The following is a 21,855-nucleotide window of genomic DNA, read 5'->3' as shown; positions in this document are numbered from 1 at the left end:
AGGCCTTTGAATCACAGGCCTGCTTTGTTCAGGACAGAATGATCTCCTGCTCCCTAGCGGCGAGACGGGCAATCTCTTCATCGGTACGGGTAAGCCGATCGCGGAGTTCACGAAGCACCCGCTCGACATCGGCGAGGACCCGGTCCAGTTCGCCTTTTGCATCGGTGATGCGCGAATGGACCATCCAGTCCGTGAACATGTTGTCGAAGAAGAAGTCCGTGAAGTTCAGGAAATCGCCCTTGTTGACAGTCAGGCGTTGCCGGTCAAATTCCTCGACGTCCGCGAGCTCTGACTGGAACCGGCGCAGCGCGCGCTGTGCGCGATGGATCTTGTCGTCGGAGCTGTTGATGCTGGAGTACTTCATCGCCGTGACAATCATGCCGCCACCGAGAAACGTGTCCCACATCGACATCCCTTCCGCATTGCCGAGCTGGCTCATCGCGGACTGCAGCACCCGCCCGGCATCCTGGCCGGCATGGATCGCTTCCTCGATTTCCCTTCGCAGCGACTGCAGCATCGCCCGTTCATCGGCCACCTGCTGGAGCTTTTTGACTGCGGTCTCGTCATTGTTGCGCATCCACAATTCCTTTTCCTGCACGAACGCTTCCCAGTCGTCATCAAGGAACTCATAATCCGGCCGGTCGAGCTCCTGCTTTAGCGCGGCCGTTTCTTCTTCCAGGTCCATGAGCACTTTTTCGGCTTCATTGAACTTCAGCTCGGCTTCCGCGGCCTCGTTCAGTTCCTTTTCCATGATTTCATCCATCTTGCCGGTCAGTTGGCGGAACTTGTTGGCGAACGAAAACTGGCCGAGCTTCAGGACGTCCTGCTGCTCTTTGGTGAGCCTCGCCTTTAACCGGTCATAATTGCGTTTGGCTTCGGCGCGCTCGGCCTCTTTTGCTTCATATCGTTTTTTCATCCGGTCCCTCTCCGTCATACGCATCCGGAGTTCGGTCTGCCGGTCGTAGATGGCTTCCCTCATCATTCCAAGCACCCCCTGATTTACCTACGATTTTACCACCGTGAAGTTTCATATTTCCAATTCTCTCCTGAAATCAACACTCCTTTGACAGCGGTATGCTTTTGCAAAAGGGTGATGAAAATGGCCCGGATGTCATCCGGGCCGCGGCGGCCGGGTTTAAGGTTTAATAAAAGCCGTGCGGCAGGTATTCCCCGCTGCACGGCTCTGTTTGTCAAGAATGCTTGATCTGCTGGCGTTCCTGCCGGTTTGCCCGGCGTGCCGGCCCCTTGTCGAAAAGGGCTTTTTCCGCTTTTGTCTCCGGATAAACCGGGGAGATCGGGGTCGGCTTGTTTTCTTCATCCATCGCGACCATCGTGACGAACGATTCAGTCGTCAGCTTGCGGGCGCCTGTGACGATATCGACCGAGTGCACCTGGACAAACACCTCCATCGATGTCCGTCCGGTCGAGCACACGACGGCTTCAATCTCGAGCACATCCCCGACTCTCGCAGGCGAAACAAAGTCCACCGAGTCAATCGATGCAGTGACGACCGCCGCTCCGGCATGCTTCATCGCGGCGATGGCGGACATTTCGTCCAAATAAGCCAGCACTTGGCCGCCGAAAATGGTTCCGTGATGGTTCGTATCCGGCGGCATGACAAGTTTCGTTGTCCTTGTCCGTGACCGGCTCATCGGAATCGCTTCTGACATATGGCAACACCTCTTCTTCTATCCGGACCTGGATCCGGCCTGGTACGCAACAGTATACCCGAATCGGGCCCGGGATGCATTGCATGAGGAAAGTGTTTGAATTCTTTATTTCAAGTCGCAGGTCCATGTGGCAAATCGGTGGCCCATGTTGCGAATCGGTGGCCCATGTTGCGAATCGGAAGGCCTTGGGGCAATTCGCCGGCCTATATTGCAAATGACCGTCCCTTGCGGCAATTCGCCGGGACATATTGCAAATGACAGACCGCTTATTGCGAAGTGCATTTCCGACTCCCCTTGCCAACTCCCTTATCTCCAAGAGAAAACTCCCCGGCGCGCCGGGGAGTTCCATCATCACACTGTTTTCAGTTCTTTGCCTTCCTTCGCCATGATTTCCGGGTCGTACAGGTGGCAGGCGACGGAGTGGCCGGGTTCGACTTCTCGGAATTCCGGGTCGATCGCCGCGCAGCTGTCCATCGCGAACGGACAGCGGGTGCGGAACCGGCAGCCGGACGGGATGTCAGTCGGGCTCGGGACGTCGCCCGACAATATGACCTGCTCACGGGTGCGTTCCTTTTCAGGATCCGGCAGCGGAATCGCCGACAAGAGGGCCTGGGTGTACGGGTGAAGCGGCTTTTCGTACAACTCTTCGCTCTCCGCGAGCTCGACGATTTTTCCGAGATACATGACGGCGATGCGGTCGCTGATGTACTTGACCATCGACAGGTCGTGGGCGATGAACAGGTAAGTGAGTCCGCGCTCTTCCTGCAGTGCCTTGAGCAGGTTCACGATCTGGGCTTGGATGGAGACATCAAGAGCCGCGATCGGCTCGTCGGCGACGATGAATTTCGGCTCGACGGCAAGCGCACGCGCAATGCCGATCCGCTGACGCTGGCCGCCGGAAAACTCATGCGGATAGCGGCCGGCATGATTCTTGTTCAGGCCGACCAATTGAAGCAGTTCATGGACGCGCTTTTCGCGGTCCTTCGGGGACATGTCCGGATTGTGGATGACTAGGCCTTCCGAAATGATTTCCGAAACGGTCATCCGCGGGTTCAGCGACGAATACGGGTCCTGGAAAATCATCTGCACATCGCGGTTGATGCGCTTTTTCGTCTTCCCGTCCAAGCGTCCTTTCAGTTTCAGGCCGTCAAAATGGACCTCTCCATCAGTCGGCTCATAAATCCGGGTGAGTGTCCGGCCGACCGTCGACTTGCCGCATCCGGACTCTCCGACAAGGCCGAGCGTCTCGCCCTTTTTGATGGAAAAACTGATGCCGTCAACCGCCTTCAGGACGGTTTTCCGATTCAGGCGAAAATGCTTTTTCAAGTCGCTCACAACAAGCAGATCGTCCTGCCCGGCATTCATGGTGTGTTGTTCTTTTAATTCATGTGTCATACCGGCACTCCTCCCGCTGCGTCGATGGCGGCCTGGTCGGCGGCGATCTCCGACTTCTGGCGGCCTTGCCGGATCACTTCCGGCACATGGTCTTCCGGCGTGCGCTCATCCTGCAGCCAGCAGCGAACGGCCTGTGTGCCGCTCACTGCCGTATAATCCGGATGGTAGTCGTGGCACACCTTCATCGTATAGGGGCAGCGCGCGGCAAACGGGCAGCCCATCCCGAGCATTGCCGGATCCGGCGGGGAACCCGGGATCGGGATAAGCGGCTCGGTGCGGGGTGCGTCCAGGTTCGGCATTGACCGCAGCAGACCGAGCGTATACGGGTGCTGCGGACTGTAGAATATCTCATCCAATGTGCCCTGCTCGACCACTTCCCCCGCATACATGACAGCGACGCGGTCGGCCATGTTGGCGACGACGCCGAGGTCATGCGTGATCAGAATGATCGCCGTGTCCATCTTTTCCTGGAGCCCGCGCATAAGCCGGAGAATCTGTGCCTGGATCGTCACGTCAAGCGCCGTCGTCGGCTCATCGGCGATGAGAACTTTCGGATTGCAGGCAAGCGCGATCGCGATGACGACGCGCTGCCGCATCCCTCCGGAAAATTGGTGAGGATAGGCATCAAGCCGGGCTTCGGCGTTCGGGATGCCGACCAGCTCGAGCATTTCCTTGGCCCGTTTGCGAGCCTGCTTTTTCGTCAGCTTCATATGGCGGGAAAGCCCCTCCATGATCTGCTTGCCGATTTTCATCGTCGGGTTCAGCGACGTCATCGGGTCCTGGAAGACCATCGAAATGTCCGACCCGCGGACGTTCTGGATCTCTTTCTTGGAAAACTTCAGAAGGTCTTTCCCCTCATAGCGGATCTCGCCCTCGGGAACCATCGTGTTCTGCTTTGGCAGCAGCTGCATGATCGACTTCGCCGTCACCGACTTGCCGGAGCCGGATTCGCCTACAATCGCGAGTGTCTCCCCTTTTTTCAGAGAAAAGTTGACGCCCCTGACCGCCGGGACCTCGCCGTTGCGGGTCTTGAATGAAACATGCAGGTTGCTGACTTCAAGGATGTGGTTGTCCATTTTTTGACCCCTCACTTTCTCATTTTCGGATCGAGCGCGTCGCGCAGCCCGTCTGCCAACAGATTAAAGCAGATCATGACCAGACTGATGACGACCGCTGGAATAAGCAGCTTATACGGGAACGAGCGGATGGCATCATAGCCGTCCTCGATCAGCACCCCGAGCGAGGCGAGCGGCGCCTGCAGCCCGAGGCCGATAAAGCTCAGGAATGCTTCGAAGAAGATTGCGGTCGGAATCGTGAACATGACGGTGACGATGATCGGCCCCATGACGTTCGGAAGCAGGTGCTTCCTCATCAGCCGGGAATCCGAGGCGCCGAGCGTCCGTGAGGCGAGGACGAACTCCTGCCCCTTCAGCTGGAGCATTTGGCCCCGGACGACCCGCGCCATCCCGACCCAGCCGGTGATGATCATCGCGAGGATGATCGAACGGATGCCCGGTTCGAGTATCAGAATAAAGAGAATAATCACGATCAGGTTCGGAATCCCGGTCAGGATCTCGATGATCCGCTGCATGACGTTGTCGATGCGACCCCCGTAATAGGCGGAGATGCCGCCATAGATGACCCCGATCACAAGGTCGAGAAATGCAGCGACGAGTGCGATGAAGAGGGAAATCTGTGTCCCCTTCCAGACGCGCGTCCACAAATCCCGCCCGAATTCATCGGTGCCGAACCAGTAGTTGGTCTCGACGCCGCGCTGGGCGTACTGGTCGACGCCGTTCACATCCTTCCCGTCAAAGCCGAGCCATTCAAGCCCCGCGACTTTCGGCGGGAGGTTCGAGTGCGGGATATGCTGCTCACGGTAAGTGAACTCGTTCATCGACGGGCCGATCAGCGACATGGCGCCGAGGATGATCAGAAGAACGAGCGAGACGACCGCACCCTTGTTTTTGAACAGCCGCTCTCTCGCCTCTTTCCAGAAAGTCGGCGCAGGTGCCGCCAGTTCCTCCCGAACCGTTGCATCAAGGGGTTTCGGGACAAACAGGTCCACGGACGGTTCCGCCGGACGGTCTTGGCTGCGGAGATTCTTGAAGTCTCCGTCATTCGGCTGGATGGTCGTCATGCCTTGCTTCCCCCTTTCAGGTCGATCCGCGGGTCAAGCAGGCCGTACAGCACATCGACGAAGAAGACGACGAAGATGAAGAGCGCACTGTAAAGCAGCGTGATGCCCATGATGACACTGTAGTCGAGCACGAGGATCGACAGTGTGAACTGCTCGCCGAGTCCCGGTACGCCGAAGATCTTCTCGATGACGAGGGTCCCCGTCATGATCGAGACAGCGAGCGGTCCGAGCATCGTGACGACCGGAATGAGAGCGTTCCGGATGACGTGCTTCCAGATGACGCCGGACTCATTCAGCCCCTTGGCCCTGGCCGTTGTGACATAGTCCTGCCCGAGCACCTCGAGCATCTCGCTCCGGATAAACCGGGCGACGGTCGCGATGACCGTCACGGACAGGGCAAGCGACGGCAAAATGGTGCTTTGGTAGTTCTCCCACAGCGCAACCGGCAGCCAGCCGAGCTTGACGCCGATATAGTATTGGAGAAGCGCCGCAAAGACGAATGACGGAATCGACATGCCGAGAACGGCGATGGTCACCGATACGTAATCGACCGCGGTGTTGTGGCGGAGTGCGGAAATAATGCCGAGCACAAGGCCGATGATCGTGCCGAACACGAGTCCCTGCAGGCCGATCAGCGCGGAAGGACCAATGCGGTCACCGATCATGCTCATTACCGTCCGGCCCTGGTACTGGAATGAATAGCCGAGATCGCCCTGGACCAGATTGCCGATATAGGTGATATACTGGATCGCCACCGGCTTGTCGAGACCGTATTTCGCATCCAGGATGGCCCGTTGCGACTCGGTCAGCTTTTCAGCATTGGAATACGGCGTGCCCGGTAGAAGCTGCATGAGCAGGAACGTCGCGGTCACAATAATGAACAGCGTGATCAGGGCATAGGCAAAGCGTTGTATGAGATAGCGTTTCATGATGTGGGTCACCTCGCTTCAGATGGGTGTTGCGGAATACAAGAAAAGCGGGGCCGCACCAGTGGCTCCCCGCTTGTCTGCTGCTATAAAAGGATTACTTGACCGATGCCCACTTGAGCGAGAGGTCCGCGCCGGCCGGGTGGATGACGAGGTTCTCGATGCTCTGGCGTGTCAGGTACGTATTGCCCCGCTGGTAAAGCGGTGCGACCGCGGCATCTTCTTCAAGAAGGACCTTCTCGATTTCGAGGAGGGTCTTGTAGCGGTTGCTGAGGTCCGTGTCCGTGCGTGCTTCGGCTACAAGCTCATCCAGCTTCGGATTGCTGTAGTCCATCCGGTTCGCAGAGCTGCCGTCCACCCACATGTCGAGGTAAGTCATCGGGTCCGCGTAGTCAGGGCCCCATGTCGAGAGGGAGAGGTCATACTCGATCGCCTTCTCGATTTCGAGGCGCTGGGCGAACGGAACCGCCTTCAGTTCCAGCTTGAATCCTGGCAGATTATCTTCCAGCTGTGCCTGGAGATATTCGCCGACTTTCTTCATTTCATCCGTATCCGCGATGTTCAGGGAAACGGTCAGGCTGTCGATGCCGGTTTCCTCAAGGCCTTTTTCCCAGAATTTCTTTGCTTCTTCAGCGGTGCCTTTGTTGATGTCACCGTTCAGCTCGCGATAGTCAGTACCTTCTGGAGAAGTGTAGAAGCCTTCAGGAACAACACCGTAAAGCGGTGTCGAACCATCTTTCAGGATGACGTCAGCCAGGCCGTCACGGTCAATCGCCATGTTGACTGCGCGGCGGATGTTCACGTTGCTCAGCACTTCGTGGTTATGGTTAAAGCGCAGGAACACGATGCCGGACGCTTTCTCGTTTGTGAATCCATCGTTGTCCTTGTACTGGTCTACAAGGGAAGACGTGAGCTTCACGCGGTCGACTTTCTCGGTTTCATACAGGTTGGCGCCGGACTGGGGATCCTTGACGACGACAAACTCGGCTTTGTCGAGCTTGACGTTTTCGGCATCCCAGTAGTCTTCATTCTTTTCAAGAGTCCAGCCCTGCTCCTGCTGCCATCCGGTGAACTTGAACGGACCGTTGGAGAGAACGTTTTCAGCTTCAAGCGCATACTGGTCGCCCTGCTCTTCGACGAACGCCTGGTTCTGAGGCAGGAAGGTCGCGAACGCGAGCAGTGTCTCGAACAGCGGGTTCGGCGCTTCAAGTGTCACTTCAAGGGTTTTTTCATCGATTGCCTTGACGCCGAGTTCATCGGCATCCTTTTCTTCATTCATGATCGCTTCGGCGTTTTTGATGCCCGCCGTGACGAGCATGTAATTGTACGGGCCGGCTTCACGCATGACGCGCTTCCAGGCATATTCGAAGTCCTGGGCCGTCACGGGCTCGCCGTTGCTCCAGTTCTGTTCGCGCAGCGTGAACGTGTGAACGGTTTCATCTTCGTTTTTATCGTGCTTTTCGGCCATTGCCGGCTCTACATCGTTTGACTCATTCTGGCGGTAGAGCCCTTCGTTGATGTTGTTCAGGACGTTGAAGGCGATTGAGTCATGCGCCTTTGTGGAGTCCATTGTAGGAATGTCCGACTGTTCGCTCAGCGTGATCACCTGCGCGGAGTTGCCGTCCCCTTCGGCGCTTCCGCCTTCCGAATCGCCGGACGCCTCATCACCGGAGCCGCTGAAGTTGCAGCCCGCAAGGATCAGAGCCGCTGCGGCCGGAGCCATGAAGCGATATACCCACTTTTTATTCATGCCATTTCCCCCTCGTCTCTATCGAAATGTAATTCTATTTTACGTATACTACGGATATATAGCAATATCTTTTTTCACAATTTAGATAGTTTAAATCGTTGCTAATTTTAAGCATGAAAGAAGGGCGGACATGAATCGACGTTATATGCCGGTTATTTTCGTCATCCCCCCGATGTTTGTCGGTTGGTCGTGGATGACACGCACCCCGGATCCCGTCCGGGCCTCAGATCTTCTATTTTGGACAAGCATTCTGATCCTGCTGGCGGGAGGCATTCTTTACATCGCCAGGCATGATGTCACAGAGACTTTTACAAGAAACTGGAGAAAGTTCTTCCGCTCGCTGAACAGGAAAGAGAGCTACATCAGGGAAGCGGAAGGCAGGAATAAAGACCCTGAGTTCAGGAAAGCCCCTCTCCCTTACCGTCCGGTGCTTTTGTTCGGACTGTATCTGTTTACCGTCAGCATCATCGCTTCCATCCTGGCAATTGATTAAGCGTGCCGATGCCCGTGGCTATTTCCCGGGAAATATGTCGGTTGGCGTCGGGAAAAGTAAAAAGACAAGGTTCCGCAACAGCGGTCCTTGTCTTTTCATCATCTTGGGCGGCTTTCGAGGAAGTTCCGGTAAGCGAAGCCTTTGACCTGATCTTCCGAATAACGTTTCAGCAATTCGTTGATAAGGTTCTGCTGCATCGAGGCATCGGACAGGTTTTCCACTTTGTCGGTGATTCCGTCAAAGTCAGAGCCGAGACCGACGAACTTCTCGCCGCCGAGGCTGCAGAAATGATCGATGTGACGGATCAGGTCATCGATGGTCACCGAAGAGCCTTCCTTGATGAATGCCGGGCAGTAGACCACATGGATCATGCTCCCCTTATCAAACAGCGCCTTTGCCTGGTCGTCGTACAAATTCCGGACATGGTCACGGACAGCCCGGGCGTTCGAATGGCTCGCGATCGGGTAATCCGCCGTTTCGATCACGTCCCAGAACGCTTTCTCGCAAAGGTGCGATACGTCGGTCAGGATCTGGTGCTCGTTGTTGAACCGGACGATTTCCCGGCCGAATGCCGTGAGGCCGGCTCCTCGGGGTTCGCCCGCGCCGTCCGCTGCGAGGTTCGCGTTGTTCCAGGTAAGCCCGACCGAGCGGACACCGAGTTGGTGGAGGATGGACAGCTTCTTCAGGTCGTTGCCGATTGCGTCCACGCCTTCAAGCGTAAGAAGTGCCCCCGTCTCTCCTTCTTTTAATGAGTCGATATCCGACCAGTCCCGGATCAGCTTCATGTCCGGGTTGTTGCAGAGGACATCCGTGTAAAACCAGTGCACCTGATCGAGTGCGGCCTGGAACTTTTCTTCCGTCTTCATGCCCGGCCAGATAAAGATGGCGAACGCCTGGAGCTTTACCTCGCCCTTCCGGAGGCGTTCCCGGTTCGTGTCCAGTTCCGGCGCATCCGCAAAACGGATATTGCCGTCCGCTTCATACAGCTTCAGTAATGCGTCGCAGTGCAGGTCAATGATTTGCAATGATTCCCGCCCCTTCCTTTGCCGTTTCGATGAACCGCTCGAACAGACGGAGTGATGTGCTGTCCCCCGCTGCGGCAAGTGCTTCCGGATGCCACTGGACGCCGACCGCGAACCGGTGCTCCGTGCTTTCGACTGCCTCGATCACACCGTCTGATGCGACACCGGAGATTGCGAACGGCGCCTTCACATCGCGCACCGCCTGGTGGTGGTAGGAGTTCACGCGGAACTTCTCTGCCTGCGCGGCCTCCCGCAGGATGCTTCCCTCCGCCGTCTCAACAAAGTGGGACAGATGAACCCGGTTGGCACGCTGACTGTGCTGGAGCAGCTGCCGGTCGATCTGAGAGTAGATGTCCTGATACATATCTCCGCCCTCGGCGATAACCATGATTTGCAGGCCGCGGCAGATGGTGAGAAGCGGCATGTCTCGCTCCAGGGCCCCCTTGATGAGCGCCAGCTCCGATGCGTCCCGGCCAGGCGAAATCTCTCCAAGCTTCGGGTGTGGCTCCTCGCCGAACAGCGTCGGGTCGATGTCACCGCCTCCGGAGACGACGAGCCCGTCGAGCGCGTCCAAAATCCGGCCCGCATCGTGTTGCGTGCCGATCGGAATAAGCATCGGAATGCCGCCTGCCCGCTGGACAGCGGTGATGTAGTCGTGGTTCAGGACGTGCTTATAGTCGAGCTCCACATGGGTTGTAATGCCGATAAGCGGTTTCACGATGAATTTCCCCCTTATATTAAGCTTGATTGATTCTAATATTAGCCTGATACATCTTGAGCAGTCGGAAGAGTGCTTCGAAAGGTTGCGCGAGTGCTTCGAACAGCCAAGCGAGTGCTTCGAATCCGGTGCTGAGTGCTTTCAAACGGTCCTGCCGATGCTTCAAGGCCCGAGCAGCATTTGTTGCCTTACTCCACGCCCGGCAGGATGGTGAGCGACTTTGCTTCTGCGTCCAGGTAGGCCTCGGCGCCAAGCGGAACCGCGAAATGCGGCTGGCAGTGGCCGATCCGGAAGCCGGATACGACCGGCTTGCCGATCCCCCGGAAAAAGTCCTCAAATACCTCTTCATAAAAGAAGTCGTCCTTATGATTCTTAGGATATTTAAAGTCTCCGATGACGATGCCGGCCACCCGCTCCAGCACACCCGACTGCTTAAGTTGCGTCAGCATACTGTCGACACGGTACGGCTCTTCGTCGGTGTCCTCGATAAGAAGCAGCTTTCCGTCAAACGACGGCGCGAACTTTGTGCCGATGCTCGAGGTGATCAGGGAGAGGTTGCCGCCGATCAACTGTCCGCGAGCGCTTCCCCCTGAATAAGTGGTAAGCGGCGAGACCGATTCGTCATAGTGCAGCTCGAGCGGCTGGAACAGCTGGGCAAACAGTTTGGCCGACAGCGGATCAAAGTCATCCTTGGCGACGTCTGATTCAAGCATCGGCCCGTGGAACGTCACCAGGTCCGAATACATATGGATGGCCTGGTGGAGCGCAGTGATGTCACTGTATCCCCAGAAAACCTTCGGGTTTTCGCGGATCATCTGGTAGTCGATCTTCTCAAGGTAGCGCGCGGAGCCGTAGCCCCCTCTGGCACAGATGATGCCTTTGACCTCAGGATCTCTGAACATCGCGTGCAGGTCATCCAGGCGCTCCTGGTCGGTCCCCCCGAGATAACGCTCCTTTTTTCCGACAGCCTTTCCGATTTTCCAGTTCAGTCCGAGCGACTCCAGGAAAGCGAGCGAGCGGGTCAGTTGTTCGGTTTTCGGAGGGCTGGACGGGGCGATGATGCCGACGGTGTCGCCCCGCTTGAGCCGCTCCGGACGGATCAGTTCCGTCATCGGTAGGTGGTCTGCAGCGCAAGCTCGATCATGACGAGCATCGCGCTGTACGCTTCCAGGATGTCTTTCGCCTCGAACCGGACGACCGTCGACCCCGGTTCGATTTCGCAGCCCGGCATGAACGCGGCCCATTCAGCCTGGCCGTAGTTCGTGAACTCGATGCGGAGCACCGGGTTGTCAGGAGGCGTCAGCGGCTTGACATTGTCGCGGTTCGCGATTGCTTCCGCCGCCTTTTCCTTCAGTAATTCTTGCGCTTTCTGCGGCGAGAGGGACCGGACCGCGGAGCGCGTCAGTGACGTTTTCACCGCTGCCGTCACCACGCCCGGAATCAGTTCTTCCGCCTCGCGGCAAGCCCCGTCATCGCCTGCCACCATGATGACCGGCACGCCGTGGTAGCCCGCGATGTACGCATTGAATCCGATTTCCCCGATTTCCTGCTCATTGATCCACATGTTCCGCACTGCATGGATCATCGAGTGGCTCATGACCCCCGGCTGGCCCGCACGGGAATGGTAGCCCGTGAAGATGACACCGTCATACGTGCTGTCGAGGCCTTCCACCATCGAGTACAGCTTCACACCGCCGTTGATCAGCTCCGCTTCCGGATGCAGCTTCTCGGGCAGCAGGTTGTTCATCTTCGAGTGGCTGTCGTTGACGAGGACATGCTCCGCCCCGCCGGCCAGCGCCCCCTTGATGACCGCATTGGCGTCCCCCGTCATGAGGCTTCGCCCGATTTCGTAGTTATGCTGGGTTGAATCGACGAACGTGTAATCCGGGATGCCCGTAATCCCTTCCATGTCAACCGAAAGATAAATGTTCATCGGTTCGCCTTCTTTCTTTTCAGAACTATTTTCGTTTTCGAAATACAAGTCCACTTTAGCAGAATGAGGGGTGACGGACAATGCGATTTCCCGCTGAAGCGAAAAAAACGGAAGCCGCATAGGCCTCCGTTTTTCTTGCTCACCATCTCAGAACCATCAAGTCTTCGTCATAATACTTCCCGCCCACTTTCAGGGCATGGGGCTCGGTACCATAGATTTCGAATCCCAGGGACGTGTACAGTTTCTTGGCCGGGCCGTTGTCAGAAACGACCGCCAGATGGATCTGCTCCAGCCCGTCAGCTTCCCTGGCCCGCCTGATCAATTCTTCCAGCAAGGCCTTTCCGACGCCCCCGCCTCTTGCTTCCGGTGCGACATACATAGCGAATACGTTTCCCCTATGTCTCATCTTAGGGGACTCTTCACGCTTGAACGTCACGATACCGGCCAAGACCCCGCCGTCCTGAAATGCCCCCAGGACAAACTGATCTTCACTGGGCTTTAATCGGCTTGCCACAAACTCAAGCGGAAAAGCAGTTTCCCGCTCGAACGTTGAACCAAAGGCTTCCGGTTTGTTTTTCAGGGCGCTTAAACGGACTTGCTGGTACGAGCGGGCGTCGGACCCGTTTAACAGTCGGATCTCCATCAAAATTCCCCTTCACTCGTTCTCTGGTATGTATATTCATTGATACCTCACTTATTCAATCCCGTACTTGGCCTTCCAGGCTTCGCGTTGCTCCACCATATCCAGATCTCTGAGATCTTCGTAGCCGTACTCCACATGAAATTTGCCGTTGCTCTCAAGGATAAACGTGAGGCTTGTCCATGGCTCCAGTCCCTGCGCTTTAAAAACATCTTGCAGTGAAAGAACCTGATCTGTCAGTTCACTTTCAAGGTCCTCAAATTCTTCTTCGTCCAGATCAAAGTGATTGGGGATGTGATGGCTCAGAACCGGCGCTCTTCCATCAGTCGGATAGTAATAGAAGTATTCGGTAGAAAAGTCTTCCCATCCCTCGACATACAGGAATACTTTGTTCCACGCTTCTGGAATGAGGTCATTTAAAGCATGAGCGACCTCTTGGAAGATTTCCTTTTGGTCTGGCATCAATTTCACCCACAGTCCAACTTATTTAATCGCATACTTGGCCTTCCACGCTTCACGCTGCTCTCCGGGGTCGACTTCACTTAAATCTTCATAGCCGTAGTCCACCTTGAACTGACCGTTTTGCTCCAGGATAAACGTGAAGCTTGTCCACGGTGTCTGTCCGTCATCTCTGAAAACCCGCTGAAGGGAAAGCCCTGTTTCGCCAAGTTCATACTCCTTCATTTCGAAGTCATCCGAGTCCATCTCAAAGCGCTCCGGGATGTCATGGCTGAGCACTGGACCTGTGCCCTCTGCAGGATAATAAAAGAAATAGGCGGTCGATGAATCATCCCAATCTTCCACATAAAGAAGAACCTTTTCCCATTGCTCAGGGATCAGGTCATTCAACTGATTGGCGAGTGCTTGATAGACCTCTTCCGCTTTCCGGGTCAAATGCTTCACTCCCTGTTACTCGTCGAAAACATGCTTTGCTTCCCAGCGATCCTGCTTTCCAATCGGATCAAGGTCAGATAAGTCCTCATAACCGTGCTCAATCATCATGTCCCCGCCGCTTGTCAATGAGAATGTGAGGTTCGTCCAAGGTTCCTGACCCGCGAACTGCATCCATAGCGATTTTTGGTGATTGTAGAGGCTTTCTTTCAACTGATTAAAAAGCTCTTCGTCCACTTCGAACCGATCAGGGATATCCAGGCTGTACACCGATTCTCCGCCATGGGAGGGCGCATAAAAGAAGAAGGAGGCATAATACCCATCCCAATATTCGGTGTAGAGCTTGACCCAGTTCCATTCCTCCGGGATCATGCCAATGATTGTATCGGCAATTTGCTGATACAACTCTTCCATCTTTGATGTGTTCATGTTCTCGCCTCAATCCCATACTTGGCCTTCCACGCTTCGCGTTGCTCTCCGGGATCGACTTCAGACATACCCTCATAGCCATATTCGATATGAAATTTCCCGTTGCGTTCAAGAATGAATGTCATGTTCGACCATGGCTCTTGCCCCTGCTCTATAAACATTTGTTGAAGGGAAAGTGCGAGTTTTCTCAGCTTGTCTTCCTTGTCCTCAAAATCTTCTTCATCCAAAGTGAATCGTTCCGGAATGTCGTAACTCAGGACAGGCGTTTCCCCGGTCGCGGGTTTGTAATAAAAATACTCCGTGGAATAACCCTCCCAGCCTTCAGCGTAAAGATGGACGTTCACCCACTTCTCAGGAATGAGATCATTCAAGGTTTCAGCAATTTCCTGATAGAAGTTTGCTATCCGGTCATTTATCGCGAATCATCCCTTTCATGAATGGGTTTAATCGAAGATATGCAACCCCACCTTTGTCACTGAATATGCCTGGCTTCCCAACGCTCGCGCTTCTCGACCGGATCCAAATCGGATAGGTCTTCGTAACTGTAGTCAATCGTGAACTCGCCGTCTGAATGCAGGATGAAGGTAAAGTTCGTCCACAACTCCTGACCGTTGGCCATAAACACATCCTGCAATTGTTCAATCTGTTTTCGCAGCCTGCGTTTAAGTCGTGTATATTCATCCCTGTCGACCTCAAACAGGCGGGAAATGCTGAGGCTGAGTACAGGTTCTGCCCCGTTGTCCGGAAAGTAGTAGAAATAGATGGTTGAAAAATCATCCCACATTTCGGCGTAGAGTTTTACCAGTGTCCACTTCACCGGAATCATTTCAATGACGGTGTCCGTAATCTGCTGATCAGAGACTTTCAACTTTTCATCCGTCATTTGATCCGCCTTCCTTCCAGTTTGTCGTTTATTCGATTCCGTACTTGGCTTTCCATGCTTCGCGCTGCTCCCCGGGGTCTGCTTCCGTCAAATCTTCATAGCCATAGTCGACATGGAATGTTCCATCACGGTTGAGAATGAAAGTGAGATTCGTCCAAGGCTCTTGTCCATCCGACTCGAACGCTTTCTGTATGGACAAAGCGGTACGTCTAATCTTGCGTTCCTGCTGATGGTATTCCATTTTATCAATAGCAAAGCGCTCTGGAATGGTATAACTCAATATGGGTTTTTCACTGCTTTCAGGGTAATAGTAAAAATAGGCTGTAGAGTATCCTTCCCATCCTTCTACATAGAGTTTTACGTTTTTCCACTCTTCCGGAATCATCTCATCAATTAAACCTGCGATTTCTTGGTAGATTTCTTTCATTTTCTCCTCCTTAGAGAAGCAGCCAGTTGGATCCTCATTCCAATCTCTTTCTATTTATCCTATCGTTATCTTCTCTTCTACCGAGTTACGGATAAGCGCGAGGATTCCTAATTTGGAAGAAAAGATGAGGAAAGCCCGGGCCAATGGGCGGATAGCGCAAAAAATTAAAAGAAAACATACCCTCTCCCGGTTTTTTAGTCATCGTTCTTATTCAATCCGGTATTTGGCTTTCCAAGCCTCTCGTTTTTCACCCGGGTCTAATTCTGTTAAATCCTCATATCCGTATTCGGCCTTGAAGGTGCCGTCATGATTTAAGATAAACGTGAAGTTCGTCCATGTTTCCATTTCCTGTTCGCTGAACATCTGTTGAAGATCCAGAACCGTCCTTCTCAGCTGACGTTTCTGCAGAATAAAATCATCTGGATCCACTGAAAAAAGGTCCGGGATATCTAAGTTTAGAATCGGATGAGTGTTACTTACCGGGTCGTAGTAGAAGTAAACGGTAGAGTAGCCTGGCCAACTTTCAGCATAGAGCTTCACAGTGCTCCATTCCTCAGGAATCATTTCGATGATTTGTTGCGCAATTTCTTCATAGCACTTGTCTATTTGTTCTGTAGTCATTATGGTCACTCCTTAATAGTTAGGAAGTACGGCATCAAATTTTTCGTTGTCAATTTTGTATTCAATTTCAAACTCAACGGGCCTATTCGAATTACCTTCATAAACAGGCCGAATATTCACCTCAACTTTCTTTGGGGGAGAAGCATCAAGAGCCTTCTTCCATTGGTTTTCAATTGATCTGTATGCACCTTGATTCAATTTGCCATTCATAGGAACAAGGTTATCAATGTCCCCAGAACCATTGAAAATACTGGCAATCAAATGACCACCATGGTCATCTCCTTTTCGGTCTACTCCTCCAACATTACTTTGAGCATACTGATTACGCTTGGCCTGGCCCTTTGTCAGCTTACCACTAGCACTTTGAATTCTCCCTAAACTGTCCGTTTGATACTTATATCCATGAGAACTTATATATTCAACATTCGCCCTAAGCACTTTCTTTCGGTTTTGCCGTGTATACTGTTTTCCGTATTCTACAGGTACGACGGTTACCTTTGATGAATCGGCATTCTTCTTGGACGGTGTGTCCTTGACTTTGACAGGCTTACGATTCGTTGTCAGAGCGAGAATTCCTTTTTTGCCGATTTTCCTGAGAAGGCTCCTTGGGTCTACGTAGTGGATAAAGGCCAGTGGTGTCTCATCAAACATGTTGTCCAATTCACGCACGCCGCCGTCTACGAATTCTTTTTCGACTTCTGCCGCAACTTCAAATTTCACATCGCCTGAGTGGTTGGCATACTCCTTGATGACGAGTCCATTGTCATACACATGGAACCGGAGGCTGGCGTAGTTACCATAGGCCGAACGTTCGATGGTTTCTTTTTTCCCGGCCTCAAGGACCTTGAGTGTTGCCGGTGTGACCTCTGTGCCGACCAGGAGCTGTTCATCCCCAGGCGCACAGGCCTTCATTGCCTCCGCTTCTGAATCTTCGATAGTGGAGCGGACTTTACTGTTGTAGGTAAGGACTTTCCACTGAGACTGCTCAAATTCTGTTAGCAATGCACCTTCCTGAAAGAGGCCCGCCAATCGGTTGATCCAATCTGTCATCTGATTGGCGCCGTCGAATAGTCCGCTTAATGAGCCGACCGACTCCGCATCGAATTGATTCAGGTCATTGACGGTATCGTCTTTCTTTTTCCGGCTGTCGCGGATACCTTCCTGTACGACACTGTCGTCCAGATGCGGCAGGGCAACGATGTCCGATACACTGTCCATGATGGCATTGGTCTCGTTGGTCAGTCTGTCCGTCAGACGGCCGATTTCGATAAGGCCCTGTTCCACTTCCGCCTCAAGAAACGGCTCATCGATGTAGCCGTCAGGTGATGGCTCAAGTGCAGACAGCGCCGAAGAGATACGGGCCATGACAGATGTCGCCTCATCACAGAACATGATGGCATATTTCAGAAAAGGGATGTGGCAGGCTTCATAAAACCCCAGGATCGCCGAACCGCCCTCCCCTTTGAACGCCTCTCCCATTGAGATCAGCTTCTCTGTCTGTGCCAGAAGCGGCTCCAGTTCCCCCTTCAGCCTGGTGAGCATCTCCCTGTTCCGGTCCAGCCCCTCTTCCAGCAATCGAACATCCAACACTTTATCCGGCCGATTGGCCAAGGAAAATCCTATATGAGCCAACGAAACAGGCAGTTGGATCCCCATTCCCATCCCTTCCTTTTATCCCGTGATTATCTTCTATTCTATCGGGATACGGCTGAGCGGGAGGCGAAGTTTCTTGAATTGGAAGAAAAGAGGAGGAAAGACCCGGGCGCATTAGGCGGAAAGCACCAAAAACCAGAAGGGATCATACCCCTTCCGGTTTTTTAGATGATTATTCTATTCAATCCCGTATTTGGCTTTCCAAGCCTCCCGCTTTTCCCCCGGATCCAATTCTGTTAAGTCTTCATAGCCGTATTCGGCCTGGAACATGCCGTCATGATTTAAGATAAACGTGAAGTTCGTCCATGTTTCCATTTTCTCTTCGCCGAACAACTGTTGAAGAGCAAGAACCGTCCTTCTCAACCGACGCTTCTGCAGAAGAAACTCATCCGGATCAACTGAATAAAGGTCCGGGAGATCTAAATTCAGAATCGGCCGGTTGGTACTTACCGGATCGTAATAAAAGTATACAGTGAAGTACCCTGGCCAACTTTCAGCGTAAAGCTTCGCAGTGGTCCATTCCTCGGGAATCATCGTGCTGATCTGGTGCGCAATTTTTTTATAGCACTTATCAATCTGTTCTGCAGTCACTTGTCACTCCCCCAAGAAGATAGTTAGACTCCCAGCATTTTCGTTTTTCAAGAGGGTTAAGGTCTGACAGGTCGCTATAATCATAATCGATCTTCATTTTTCCATCGTTTTGCAAAGAAAGTGTCAGGTTCGTCCAGGCGGTCTCACCCTGGTTTTTGAATTCGTTCCAGAGGGCTTTGATGTATCCATATAATTGCTCATCCAAGCGATCAAATGTTTCCTGACTAACCTCGTATTGATTAGGGATATCCAGACTGTATACGTGTTCGCCGCTGCCTGCAGGAGAGTAGTAGAAATAGCACTTATAGTACCCATCCCAATACTCGGCGTACAGCTTTATCCAATCCCACTTTCCCGGAATCATCTCAAGCACTGTATTTGCAATGTAAGTATAGAGGTTTTCCTCTTTTTCCTTGTCCATGGTATCCCCCTCACTGTGCCATTCTGCCAAATTCTTAATTGATTGAGTGTTTTTCTTTCCAAAGTCTCCTCTTTTCAACTGGTCCAAGTAGTGATAGATCCTGATAGCCATATTCGATTCGAAATTTACCGGTACTCTTAAGTATGAACGTCATGCTGGTCCACGGTTCTTCTTCTTGACTCATCTGTTTTTCATATAACTGTAATACCGTATCACTAAGATCGTCTTCCAGTTGATCAAACTCGGTGGAATTCACTTGAAATTGCTCAGTAATCTCATAATGCAAACGGGCTTTGTTATCGTTTTCAGGAAAGTAATAAAAATATACCGTGTCATAATCAGCCCATTTTTCCGCGTACAAATATACTGAACTCCACTTCTCGGGAATCATCCTTTGAATTTGATCAGCAATTTTCTGGTAGGTAGTCTCCATAACATCAATCCCCATTTCGATTGCGCCATACCTTTATTCTACGGGATACGTCTGAGGGCGCGGCGGGGTTTCCTAAGTTGGAAGAAAAGAGGAGGAAAGACCCGGGCTTTTTGGTTTGAAAGCACCAAAAAGCCGGAAGAGGGATGTCCACTTCCGGCTTCTGACGGGTTGTTACCTGCTGGATTCTAATAATTACCTCGCTTGCCTGAGTCTTTACCCTGTCTATACGAACGGTTACCAATTGTATAAAACGCTCACTGTTTAGACCTGAACAGCACTCTCTTCAAAACACCTATGGTCAAACCGACAAACAGGATTATCAAAACCAGGTAGCCGTTTGGCAGTTCTCCGTTATAAGCACTATAAACAGCTGCTGAAATCACGATCACTACAAGCAATAAAAACCAGTCAAATCTGCCAAATTTCATTAACCCTCACTGCTTTCAAGAGTAATGATTCGTTCATGACGATTGGCTAAATCTAAATCATGAGTCACAGTAATAACAGTCGTATTAAATTCTTTATTCATCTCAAAAAGCAAATCAATCATTTTCTCTTTATTTTTTGAATCCAAAGACGCTGTTGGTTCATCCGATAAAATTACTTGGGGATTCATCATTACAGCCCTGGCAAAAACAGCTCTAGATCGTTGGCCACCAGAACACTCAAGCGGTTTCTTTTTTAAAATGGACTCGATTCCAATTTTATTAGTAATTTGTTTAAAGTGATCTTGGACAGTTGGGTCTTTTTCAACATTTGCATACATAAGGGGCAATTTAATATTATCCTCTATGGTCAAAGAATTAATTAGTGCGGACTCCTGAAGAACAAAACCAATTTTTTGATTACGCCACTCAGCTAGTTTATTTTGTGATAAATCCTTAACAGATGAACCAAAAAGCTTATAGCTCCCTTGATATTGTGTATCAAGCAGACCGATAATATTTAGCAAAGAAGTTTTTCCAACTCCAGACTCCCCTATAATAGAAAGCCTTTCCCCAGGTTCAACTTCCAACTCAAAATCATTTAAGATAGAAAATCCTTTCTTCTTGAATGTTTTTTTCTGGATTTCTAATTTAATTATACTATTCAATCTAACACCCCCACGGAGATCGGAATACTTTTAATTTTCCTTATCGCAAGTTCAACAATCGCAAATCCAATAATAAGATCTATTAAAAGAACAATAAGTAAAGCAAACCAATCCATACTTATTAACCCAAATACTCCGTAAGTCGCCAATATTGAGTTTTTGCTTAACCAAAAGCCGTATCTGTTAAAAGCTGTTATGACAAATAGGATCGCCAGATTAATAGAAAACAACAATCCAAAATAACTGTAAAAAATCGCTCTTAGTTTTGAATGATTTAATCCGACTAATAAATGGATTGTAAAATCTTTTATCATTAAACGAATGCTCACCAAAGTATTCCAGGTAGCCAAACAAACTAGGATTAGCAGCAAAATAAGGGTGATTATACAGATGATTTTTAATGAATTAATATAATAATCTTCAAAGTAATTAAGATTTTCTTGTTGATTAAAAAAGTTAAATTCCAAACCTGTATTTTCTTGGATCAGTTCTTTTAAATTCAATGCTTGCTCTTTTGTCGAATCAAGAAGAACAATGTCCATCAAACCATTAACGTGGAGATCAAGACCTGCACTTTGAATAAATTCTTCGTTAATAGGTAGAAAAACTGAGAAATTAAAATAATTTTTGGAATTAGGAGCATAAAAATTAGAACGATGAGTATTCTTCTCCAAGACCCCTTGAACTTTTAAATTGACTAATTGTTGGGTGACAGGATCTGTAATCTCAATATTTGACCCTACAGGGTATGTTGTGGCCAAACCTGCACCTACTAAAACAGGTATTTCTTCTTTATTAAATTGATAGTTGAAGTTTAAGTGGTTTCCTTGAGATAATCCAAATTGTTTTGTCTTATATGCCTCTTCATTGATATAATTGAAAGAAACTTCCATATCATGTTTATTATCTAACGAAGTGACAAAACCATCGACTTGCAGAGCATAAGTATAATTGCTATTTAAATACTCATATACTTTTTGTGTATCATTTATTTCAATTCGATCAAAATCAGCTTCACTATTTGGATCTAGATTAGCAATAAAAGTTCCTTCCTGATTCAGAGTTTCTATTTCTTGATAACCTTGAAAAGTTGAAATCATTGAACGAGCAGCAGTAAAAGTAAGATAATTAGCTAACAAAAGTAAGAGTACCATGCCCAAAACAAGTATCCATCTCTTCAAAATGATTTTAGTTATAAAAAATTTTAAAATCCTCATACTTTTTTCACCTGACCTGCACTAAATAGTATGTATATTATAAAAATAAAAACTAAGTAGAGATTGCTGGATAGTTTCAGTCCTAAATAGAAGTTCAATGAAAGTGATAGCAGAAAGCTAAACGCTAAAATGGCTAAGCTATTCAAGATATATCGGATAATAATATTTACCATTGTATCTCCTACAAGAATTCGGCAGGAAATTTCTGTTTTTCTACGGTTTAAGAATTGATAGTGAAAAACAATTATAATGAATGTAAGAAAAACACTTATCATAAGTTGATAATCTGTAATGCTGTCTAAAAAAGACTCTAAAACAGAAGAACCTTCTAACTTCAAAGTATGTACATAAATCAAGATTAAGTTTGAAGCAAAGCAGATTAGATAGATCGCACACGCCTCAAGAACGTCGATAAGTCTAAACAAAGAATATTTCATACCCTACTCCTTAAAGATGGCATCTATAAGTAATGCGGCACTATTTCAAAAATCGGGCCCTGTAGGAAAATA

26 protein-coding genes are annotated in these 21,855 nt (G+C 50.7%); 1 reads left to right on the top strand and 25 read right to left on the bottom strand.

Annotation, left to right across the window (positions count from 1 at the left end; all coding sequences use genetic code 11):
- Positions 1–28: 28 nt before the first annotated feature.
- From BLT01_RS00240 to BLT01_RS00210, 7 genes are all read right to left on the bottom strand, one after another.
- Positions 29–982 carry a hypothetical protein gene (locus tag BLT01_RS00240; protein WP_092092773.1) on the bottom strand — a complete coding sequence of 318 codons (954 nt, stop codon included), beginning with the start codon at positions 980–982 and terminating at the stop codon, positions 29–31.
- Between the two features lie 208 nt (positions 983–1,190).
- Positions 1,191–1,670 (bottom strand): acyl-CoA thioesterase, encoded by a 480-nt coding sequence (locus BLT01_RS00235; RefSeq protein ID WP_092092768.1) that lies wholly within the window; start codon positions 1,668–1,670, stop codon positions 1,191–1,193.
- Between the two features lie 351 nt (positions 1,671–2,021).
- Positions 2,022–3,065, bottom strand: a complete 1,044-nt coding sequence (locus tag BLT01_RS00230) for an ABC transporter ATP-binding protein (protein ID WP_092092763.1) — start codon at positions 3,063–3,065, stop codon at positions 2,022–2,024.
- Entirely contained in the window at positions 3,062–4,141 is a 1,080-nt protein-coding gene (locus tag BLT01_RS00225; protein ID WP_092092758.1) for an ABC transporter ATP-binding protein, read from the bottom strand. The genes BLT01_RS00230 and BLT01_RS00225 overlap by 4 nt, the downstream gene beginning before the upstream one ends.
- A gap of 11 nt (positions 4,142–4,152) precedes the next feature.
- Positions 4,153–5,205: an oligopeptide ABC transporter permease gene (gene opp3C, locus BLT01_RS00220; protein WP_092092753.1), complete on the bottom strand. Its 1,053-nt coding sequence runs from the start codon at positions 5,203–5,205 to the stop codon at positions 4,153–4,155.
- A complete protein-coding gene (locus BLT01_RS00215; protein WP_092092749.1) occupies positions 5,202–6,134 on the bottom strand; it encodes an ABC transporter permease in 933 nt (310 codons plus the stop codon). The genes opp3C and BLT01_RS00215 overlap by 4 nt, the downstream gene beginning before the upstream one ends.
- Before the next feature lie 94 nt (positions 6,135–6,228).
- Positions 6,229–7,881, bottom strand: coding sequence for a peptide ABC transporter substrate-binding protein (locus tag BLT01_RS00210; protein ID WP_092092744.1), 1,653 nt, complete (start codon positions 7,879–7,881; stop codon positions 6,229–6,231).
- A 130-nt stretch (positions 7,882–8,011) separates the two neighbouring features.
- On the opposite strand from BLT01_RS00210, the gene BLT01_RS00205 reads away from it, so the two are divergent.
- Complete coding sequence (locus BLT01_RS00205) at positions 8,012–8,374, top strand: DUF3899 domain-containing protein (RefSeq protein WP_092092740.1); 363 nt, start codon at positions 8,012–8,014, stop codon at positions 8,372–8,374.
- A gap of 98 nt (positions 8,375–8,472) precedes the next feature.
- On the opposite strand, the gene BLT01_RS00200 is transcribed toward BLT01_RS00205, so the two are convergent.
- From BLT01_RS00200 to BLT01_RS00115, 18 genes are all read right to left on the bottom strand, one after another.
- The gene (locus tag BLT01_RS00200; RefSeq protein WP_092092736.1) at positions 8,473–9,399 is read right to left on the bottom strand and encodes a dipeptidase; all 927 of its coding nucleotides are present in this window, start codon (positions 9,397–9,399) and stop codon (positions 8,473–8,475) included.
- A complete protein-coding gene (locus tag BLT01_RS00195; RefSeq protein WP_092092731.1) occupies positions 9,386–10,114 on the bottom strand; it encodes a gamma-glutamyl-gamma-aminobutyrate hydrolase family protein in 729 nt (242 codons plus the stop codon). Before BLT01_RS00195 ends, BLT01_RS00200 begins: the two co-directional genes overlap by 14 nt.
- A gap of 188 nt (positions 10,115–10,302) precedes the next feature.
- Entirely contained in the window at positions 10,303–11,226 is a 924-nt protein-coding gene (locus BLT01_RS00190; protein WP_092092726.1) for a S66 peptidase family protein, read from the bottom strand.
- On the bottom strand, positions 11,223–12,047 hold the full coding sequence (locus tag BLT01_RS00185; RefSeq protein WP_092093892.1) for a M55 family metallopeptidase: 825 nt from the start codon (positions 12,045–12,047) through the stop codon (positions 11,223–11,225). The genes BLT01_RS00190 and BLT01_RS00185 overlap by 4 nt, the downstream gene beginning before the upstream one ends.
- A 139-nt stretch (positions 12,048–12,186) precedes the next feature.
- Positions 12,187–12,690 (bottom strand): GNAT family N-acetyltransferase, encoded by a 504-nt coding sequence (locus tag BLT01_RS00180; protein WP_092092722.1) that lies wholly within the window; start codon positions 12,688–12,690, stop codon positions 12,187–12,189.
- A 51-nt stretch (positions 12,691–12,741) separates the two neighbouring features.
- Entirely contained in the window at positions 12,742–13,149 is a 408-nt protein-coding gene (locus tag BLT01_RS00175; RefSeq protein ID WP_092092718.1) for an immunity protein YezG family protein, read from the bottom strand.
- Positions 13,150–13,170: 21 nt separating this feature from the next.
- Positions 13,171–13,581, bottom strand: coding sequence for an immunity protein YezG family protein (locus BLT01_RS00170; protein ID WP_092092714.1), 411 nt, complete (start codon positions 13,579–13,581; stop codon positions 13,171–13,173).
- Between the two features lie 15 nt (positions 13,582–13,596).
- Entirely contained in the window at positions 13,597–14,007 is a 411-nt protein-coding gene (locus tag BLT01_RS00165) for an immunity protein YezG family protein (RefSeq protein WP_092092709.1), read from the bottom strand.
- The gene (locus BLT01_RS00160) at positions 14,004–14,411 is read right to left on the bottom strand and encodes an immunity protein YezG family protein (protein ID WP_092092705.1); all 408 of its coding nucleotides are present in this window, start codon (positions 14,409–14,411) and stop codon (positions 14,004–14,006) included. The genes BLT01_RS00165 and BLT01_RS00160 overlap by 4 nt, the downstream gene beginning before the upstream one ends.
- A 68-nt stretch (positions 14,412–14,479) precedes the next feature.
- Positions 14,480–14,890 (bottom strand): immunity protein YezG family protein, encoded by a 411-nt coding sequence (locus tag BLT01_RS00155; protein ID WP_092092699.1) that lies wholly within the window; start codon positions 14,888–14,890, stop codon positions 14,480–14,482.
- Between the two features lie 28 nt (positions 14,891–14,918).
- A complete protein-coding gene (locus tag BLT01_RS00150) occupies positions 14,919–15,317 on the bottom strand; it encodes an immunity protein YezG family protein (protein ID WP_092092694.1) in 399 nt (132 codons plus the stop codon).
- A gap of 207 nt (positions 15,318–15,524) precedes the next feature.
- Positions 15,525–15,938, bottom strand: a complete 414-nt coding sequence (locus BLT01_RS00145; RefSeq protein WP_092092690.1) for an immunity protein YezG family protein — start codon at positions 15,936–15,938, stop codon at positions 15,525–15,527.
- A gap of 12 nt (positions 15,939–15,950) precedes the next feature.
- Positions 15,951–17,594, bottom strand: coding sequence for a T7SS effector LXG polymorphic toxin (locus tag BLT01_RS00140; protein ID WP_176764971.1), 1,644 nt, complete (start codon positions 17,592–17,594; stop codon positions 15,951–15,953).
- Between the two features lie 174 nt (positions 17,595–17,768).
- On the bottom strand, positions 17,769–18,182 hold the full coding sequence (locus tag BLT01_RS00135) for an immunity protein YezG family protein (RefSeq protein ID WP_092092681.1): 414 nt from the start codon (positions 18,180–18,182) through the stop codon (positions 17,769–17,771).
- Positions 18,163–18,690 (bottom strand): immunity protein YezG family protein, encoded by a 528-nt coding sequence (locus BLT01_RS00130; RefSeq protein ID WP_176764970.1) that lies wholly within the window; start codon positions 18,688–18,690, stop codon positions 18,163–18,165. The genes BLT01_RS00135 and BLT01_RS00130 overlap by 20 nt, the downstream gene beginning before the upstream one ends.
- The gene (locus BLT01_RS00125) at positions 18,638–19,036 is read right to left on the bottom strand and encodes an immunity protein YezG family protein (RefSeq protein WP_176764969.1); all 399 of its coding nucleotides are present in this window, start codon (positions 19,034–19,036) and stop codon (positions 18,638–18,640) included. The genes BLT01_RS00130 and BLT01_RS00125 overlap by 53 nt, the downstream gene beginning before the upstream one ends.
- 427 nt (positions 19,037–19,463) lie before the next feature.
- The gene (locus tag BLT01_RS00120; protein WP_092092667.1) at positions 19,464–20,129 is read right to left on the bottom strand and encodes an ABC transporter ATP-binding protein; all 666 of its coding nucleotides are present in this window, start codon (positions 20,127–20,129) and stop codon (positions 19,464–19,466) included.
- Positions 20,126–21,346: an ABC transporter permease gene (locus BLT01_RS00115; RefSeq protein WP_092092662.1), complete on the bottom strand. Its 1,221-nt coding sequence runs from the start codon at positions 21,344–21,346 to the stop codon at positions 20,126–20,128. The genes BLT01_RS00120 and BLT01_RS00115 overlap by 4 nt, the downstream gene beginning before the upstream one ends.
- Between the last annotated feature and the right edge of the window lie 509 nt (positions 21,347–21,855).

The organism is Bhargavaea beijingensis, assembly GCF_900101985.1.
GTDB classification, from domain to species: domain Bacteria; phylum Bacillota; class Bacilli; order Bacillales_A; family Planococcaceae; genus Bhargavaea; species Bhargavaea beijingensis.
Note: the sequence above shows the minus strand (reverse complement) of the source record. Positions and strands in the feature narration are given on the sequence as shown.

Coding starts and splice junctions, on each gene's coding strand:
- BLT01_RS00240 (WP_092092773.1), bottom strand. CDS start 982: ATGATGAGGGAAGCCATCTACGACCGGCAGACCGAACTCCGGATGCGT.
- BLT01_RS00235 (WP_092092768.1), bottom strand. CDS start 1,670: ATGTCAGAAGCGATTCCGATGAGCCGGTCACGGACAAGGACAACGAAA.
- BLT01_RS00230 (WP_092092763.1), bottom strand. CDS start 3,065: ATGACACATGAATTAAAAGAACAACACACCATGAATGCCGGGCAGGAC.
- BLT01_RS00225 (WP_092092758.1), bottom strand. CDS start 4,141: ATGGACAACCACATCCTTGAAGTCAGCAACCTGCATGTTTCATTCAAG.
- opp3C (WP_092092753.1), bottom strand. CDS start 5,205: ATGACGACCATCCAGCCGAATGACGGAGACTTCAAGAATCTCCGCAGC.
- BLT01_RS00215 (WP_092092749.1), bottom strand. CDS start 6,134: ATGAAACGCTATCTCATACAACGCTTTGCCTATGCCCTGATCACGCTG.
- BLT01_RS00210 (WP_092092744.1), bottom strand. CDS start 7,881: ATGAATAAAAAGTGGGTATATCGCTTCATGGCTCCGGCCGCAGCGGCT.
- BLT01_RS00205 (WP_092092740.1), top strand. CDS start 8,012: ATGAATCGACGTTATATGCCGGTTATTTTCGTCATCCCCCCGATGTTT.
- BLT01_RS00190 (WP_092092726.1), bottom strand. CDS start 11,226: ATGACGGAACTGATCCGTCCGGAGCGGCTCAAGCGGGGCGACACCGTC.
- BLT01_RS00185 (WP_092093892.1), bottom strand. CDS start 12,047: ATGAACATTTATCTTTCGGTTGACATGGAAGGGATTACGGGCATCCCG.
- BLT01_RS00180 (WP_092092722.1), bottom strand. CDS start 12,690: ATGGAGATCCGACTGTTAAACGGGTCCGACGCCCGCTCGTACCAGCAA.
- BLT01_RS00175 (WP_092092718.1), bottom strand. CDS start 13,149: ATGCCAGACCAAAAGGAAATCTTCCAAGAGGTCGCTCATGCTTTAAAT.
- BLT01_RS00165 (WP_092092709.1), bottom strand. CDS start 14,007: ATGAACACATCAAAGATGGAAGAGTTGTATCAGCAAATTGCCGATACA.
- BLT01_RS00155 (WP_092092699.1), bottom strand. CDS start 14,890: ATGACGGATGAAAAGTTGAAAGTCTCTGATCAGCAGATTACGGACACC.
- BLT01_RS00150 (WP_092092694.1), bottom strand. CDS start 15,317: ATGAAAGAAATCTACCAAGAAATCGCAGGTTTAATTGATGAGATGATT.
- BLT01_RS00145 (WP_092092690.1), bottom strand. CDS start 15,938: ATGACTACAGAACAAATAGACAAGTGCTATGAAGAAATTGCGCAACAA.
- BLT01_RS00140 (WP_176764971.1), bottom strand. CDS start 17,594: ATGGGGATCCAACTGCCTGTTTCGTTGGCTCATATAGGATTTTCCTTG.
- BLT01_RS00125 (WP_176764969.1), bottom strand. CDS start 19,036: ATGGAGACTACCTACCAGAAAATTGCTGATCAAATTCAAAGGATGATT.
- BLT01_RS00115 (WP_092092662.1), bottom strand. CDS start 21,346: ATGAGGATTTTAAAATTTTTTATAACTAAAATCATTTTGAAGAGATGG.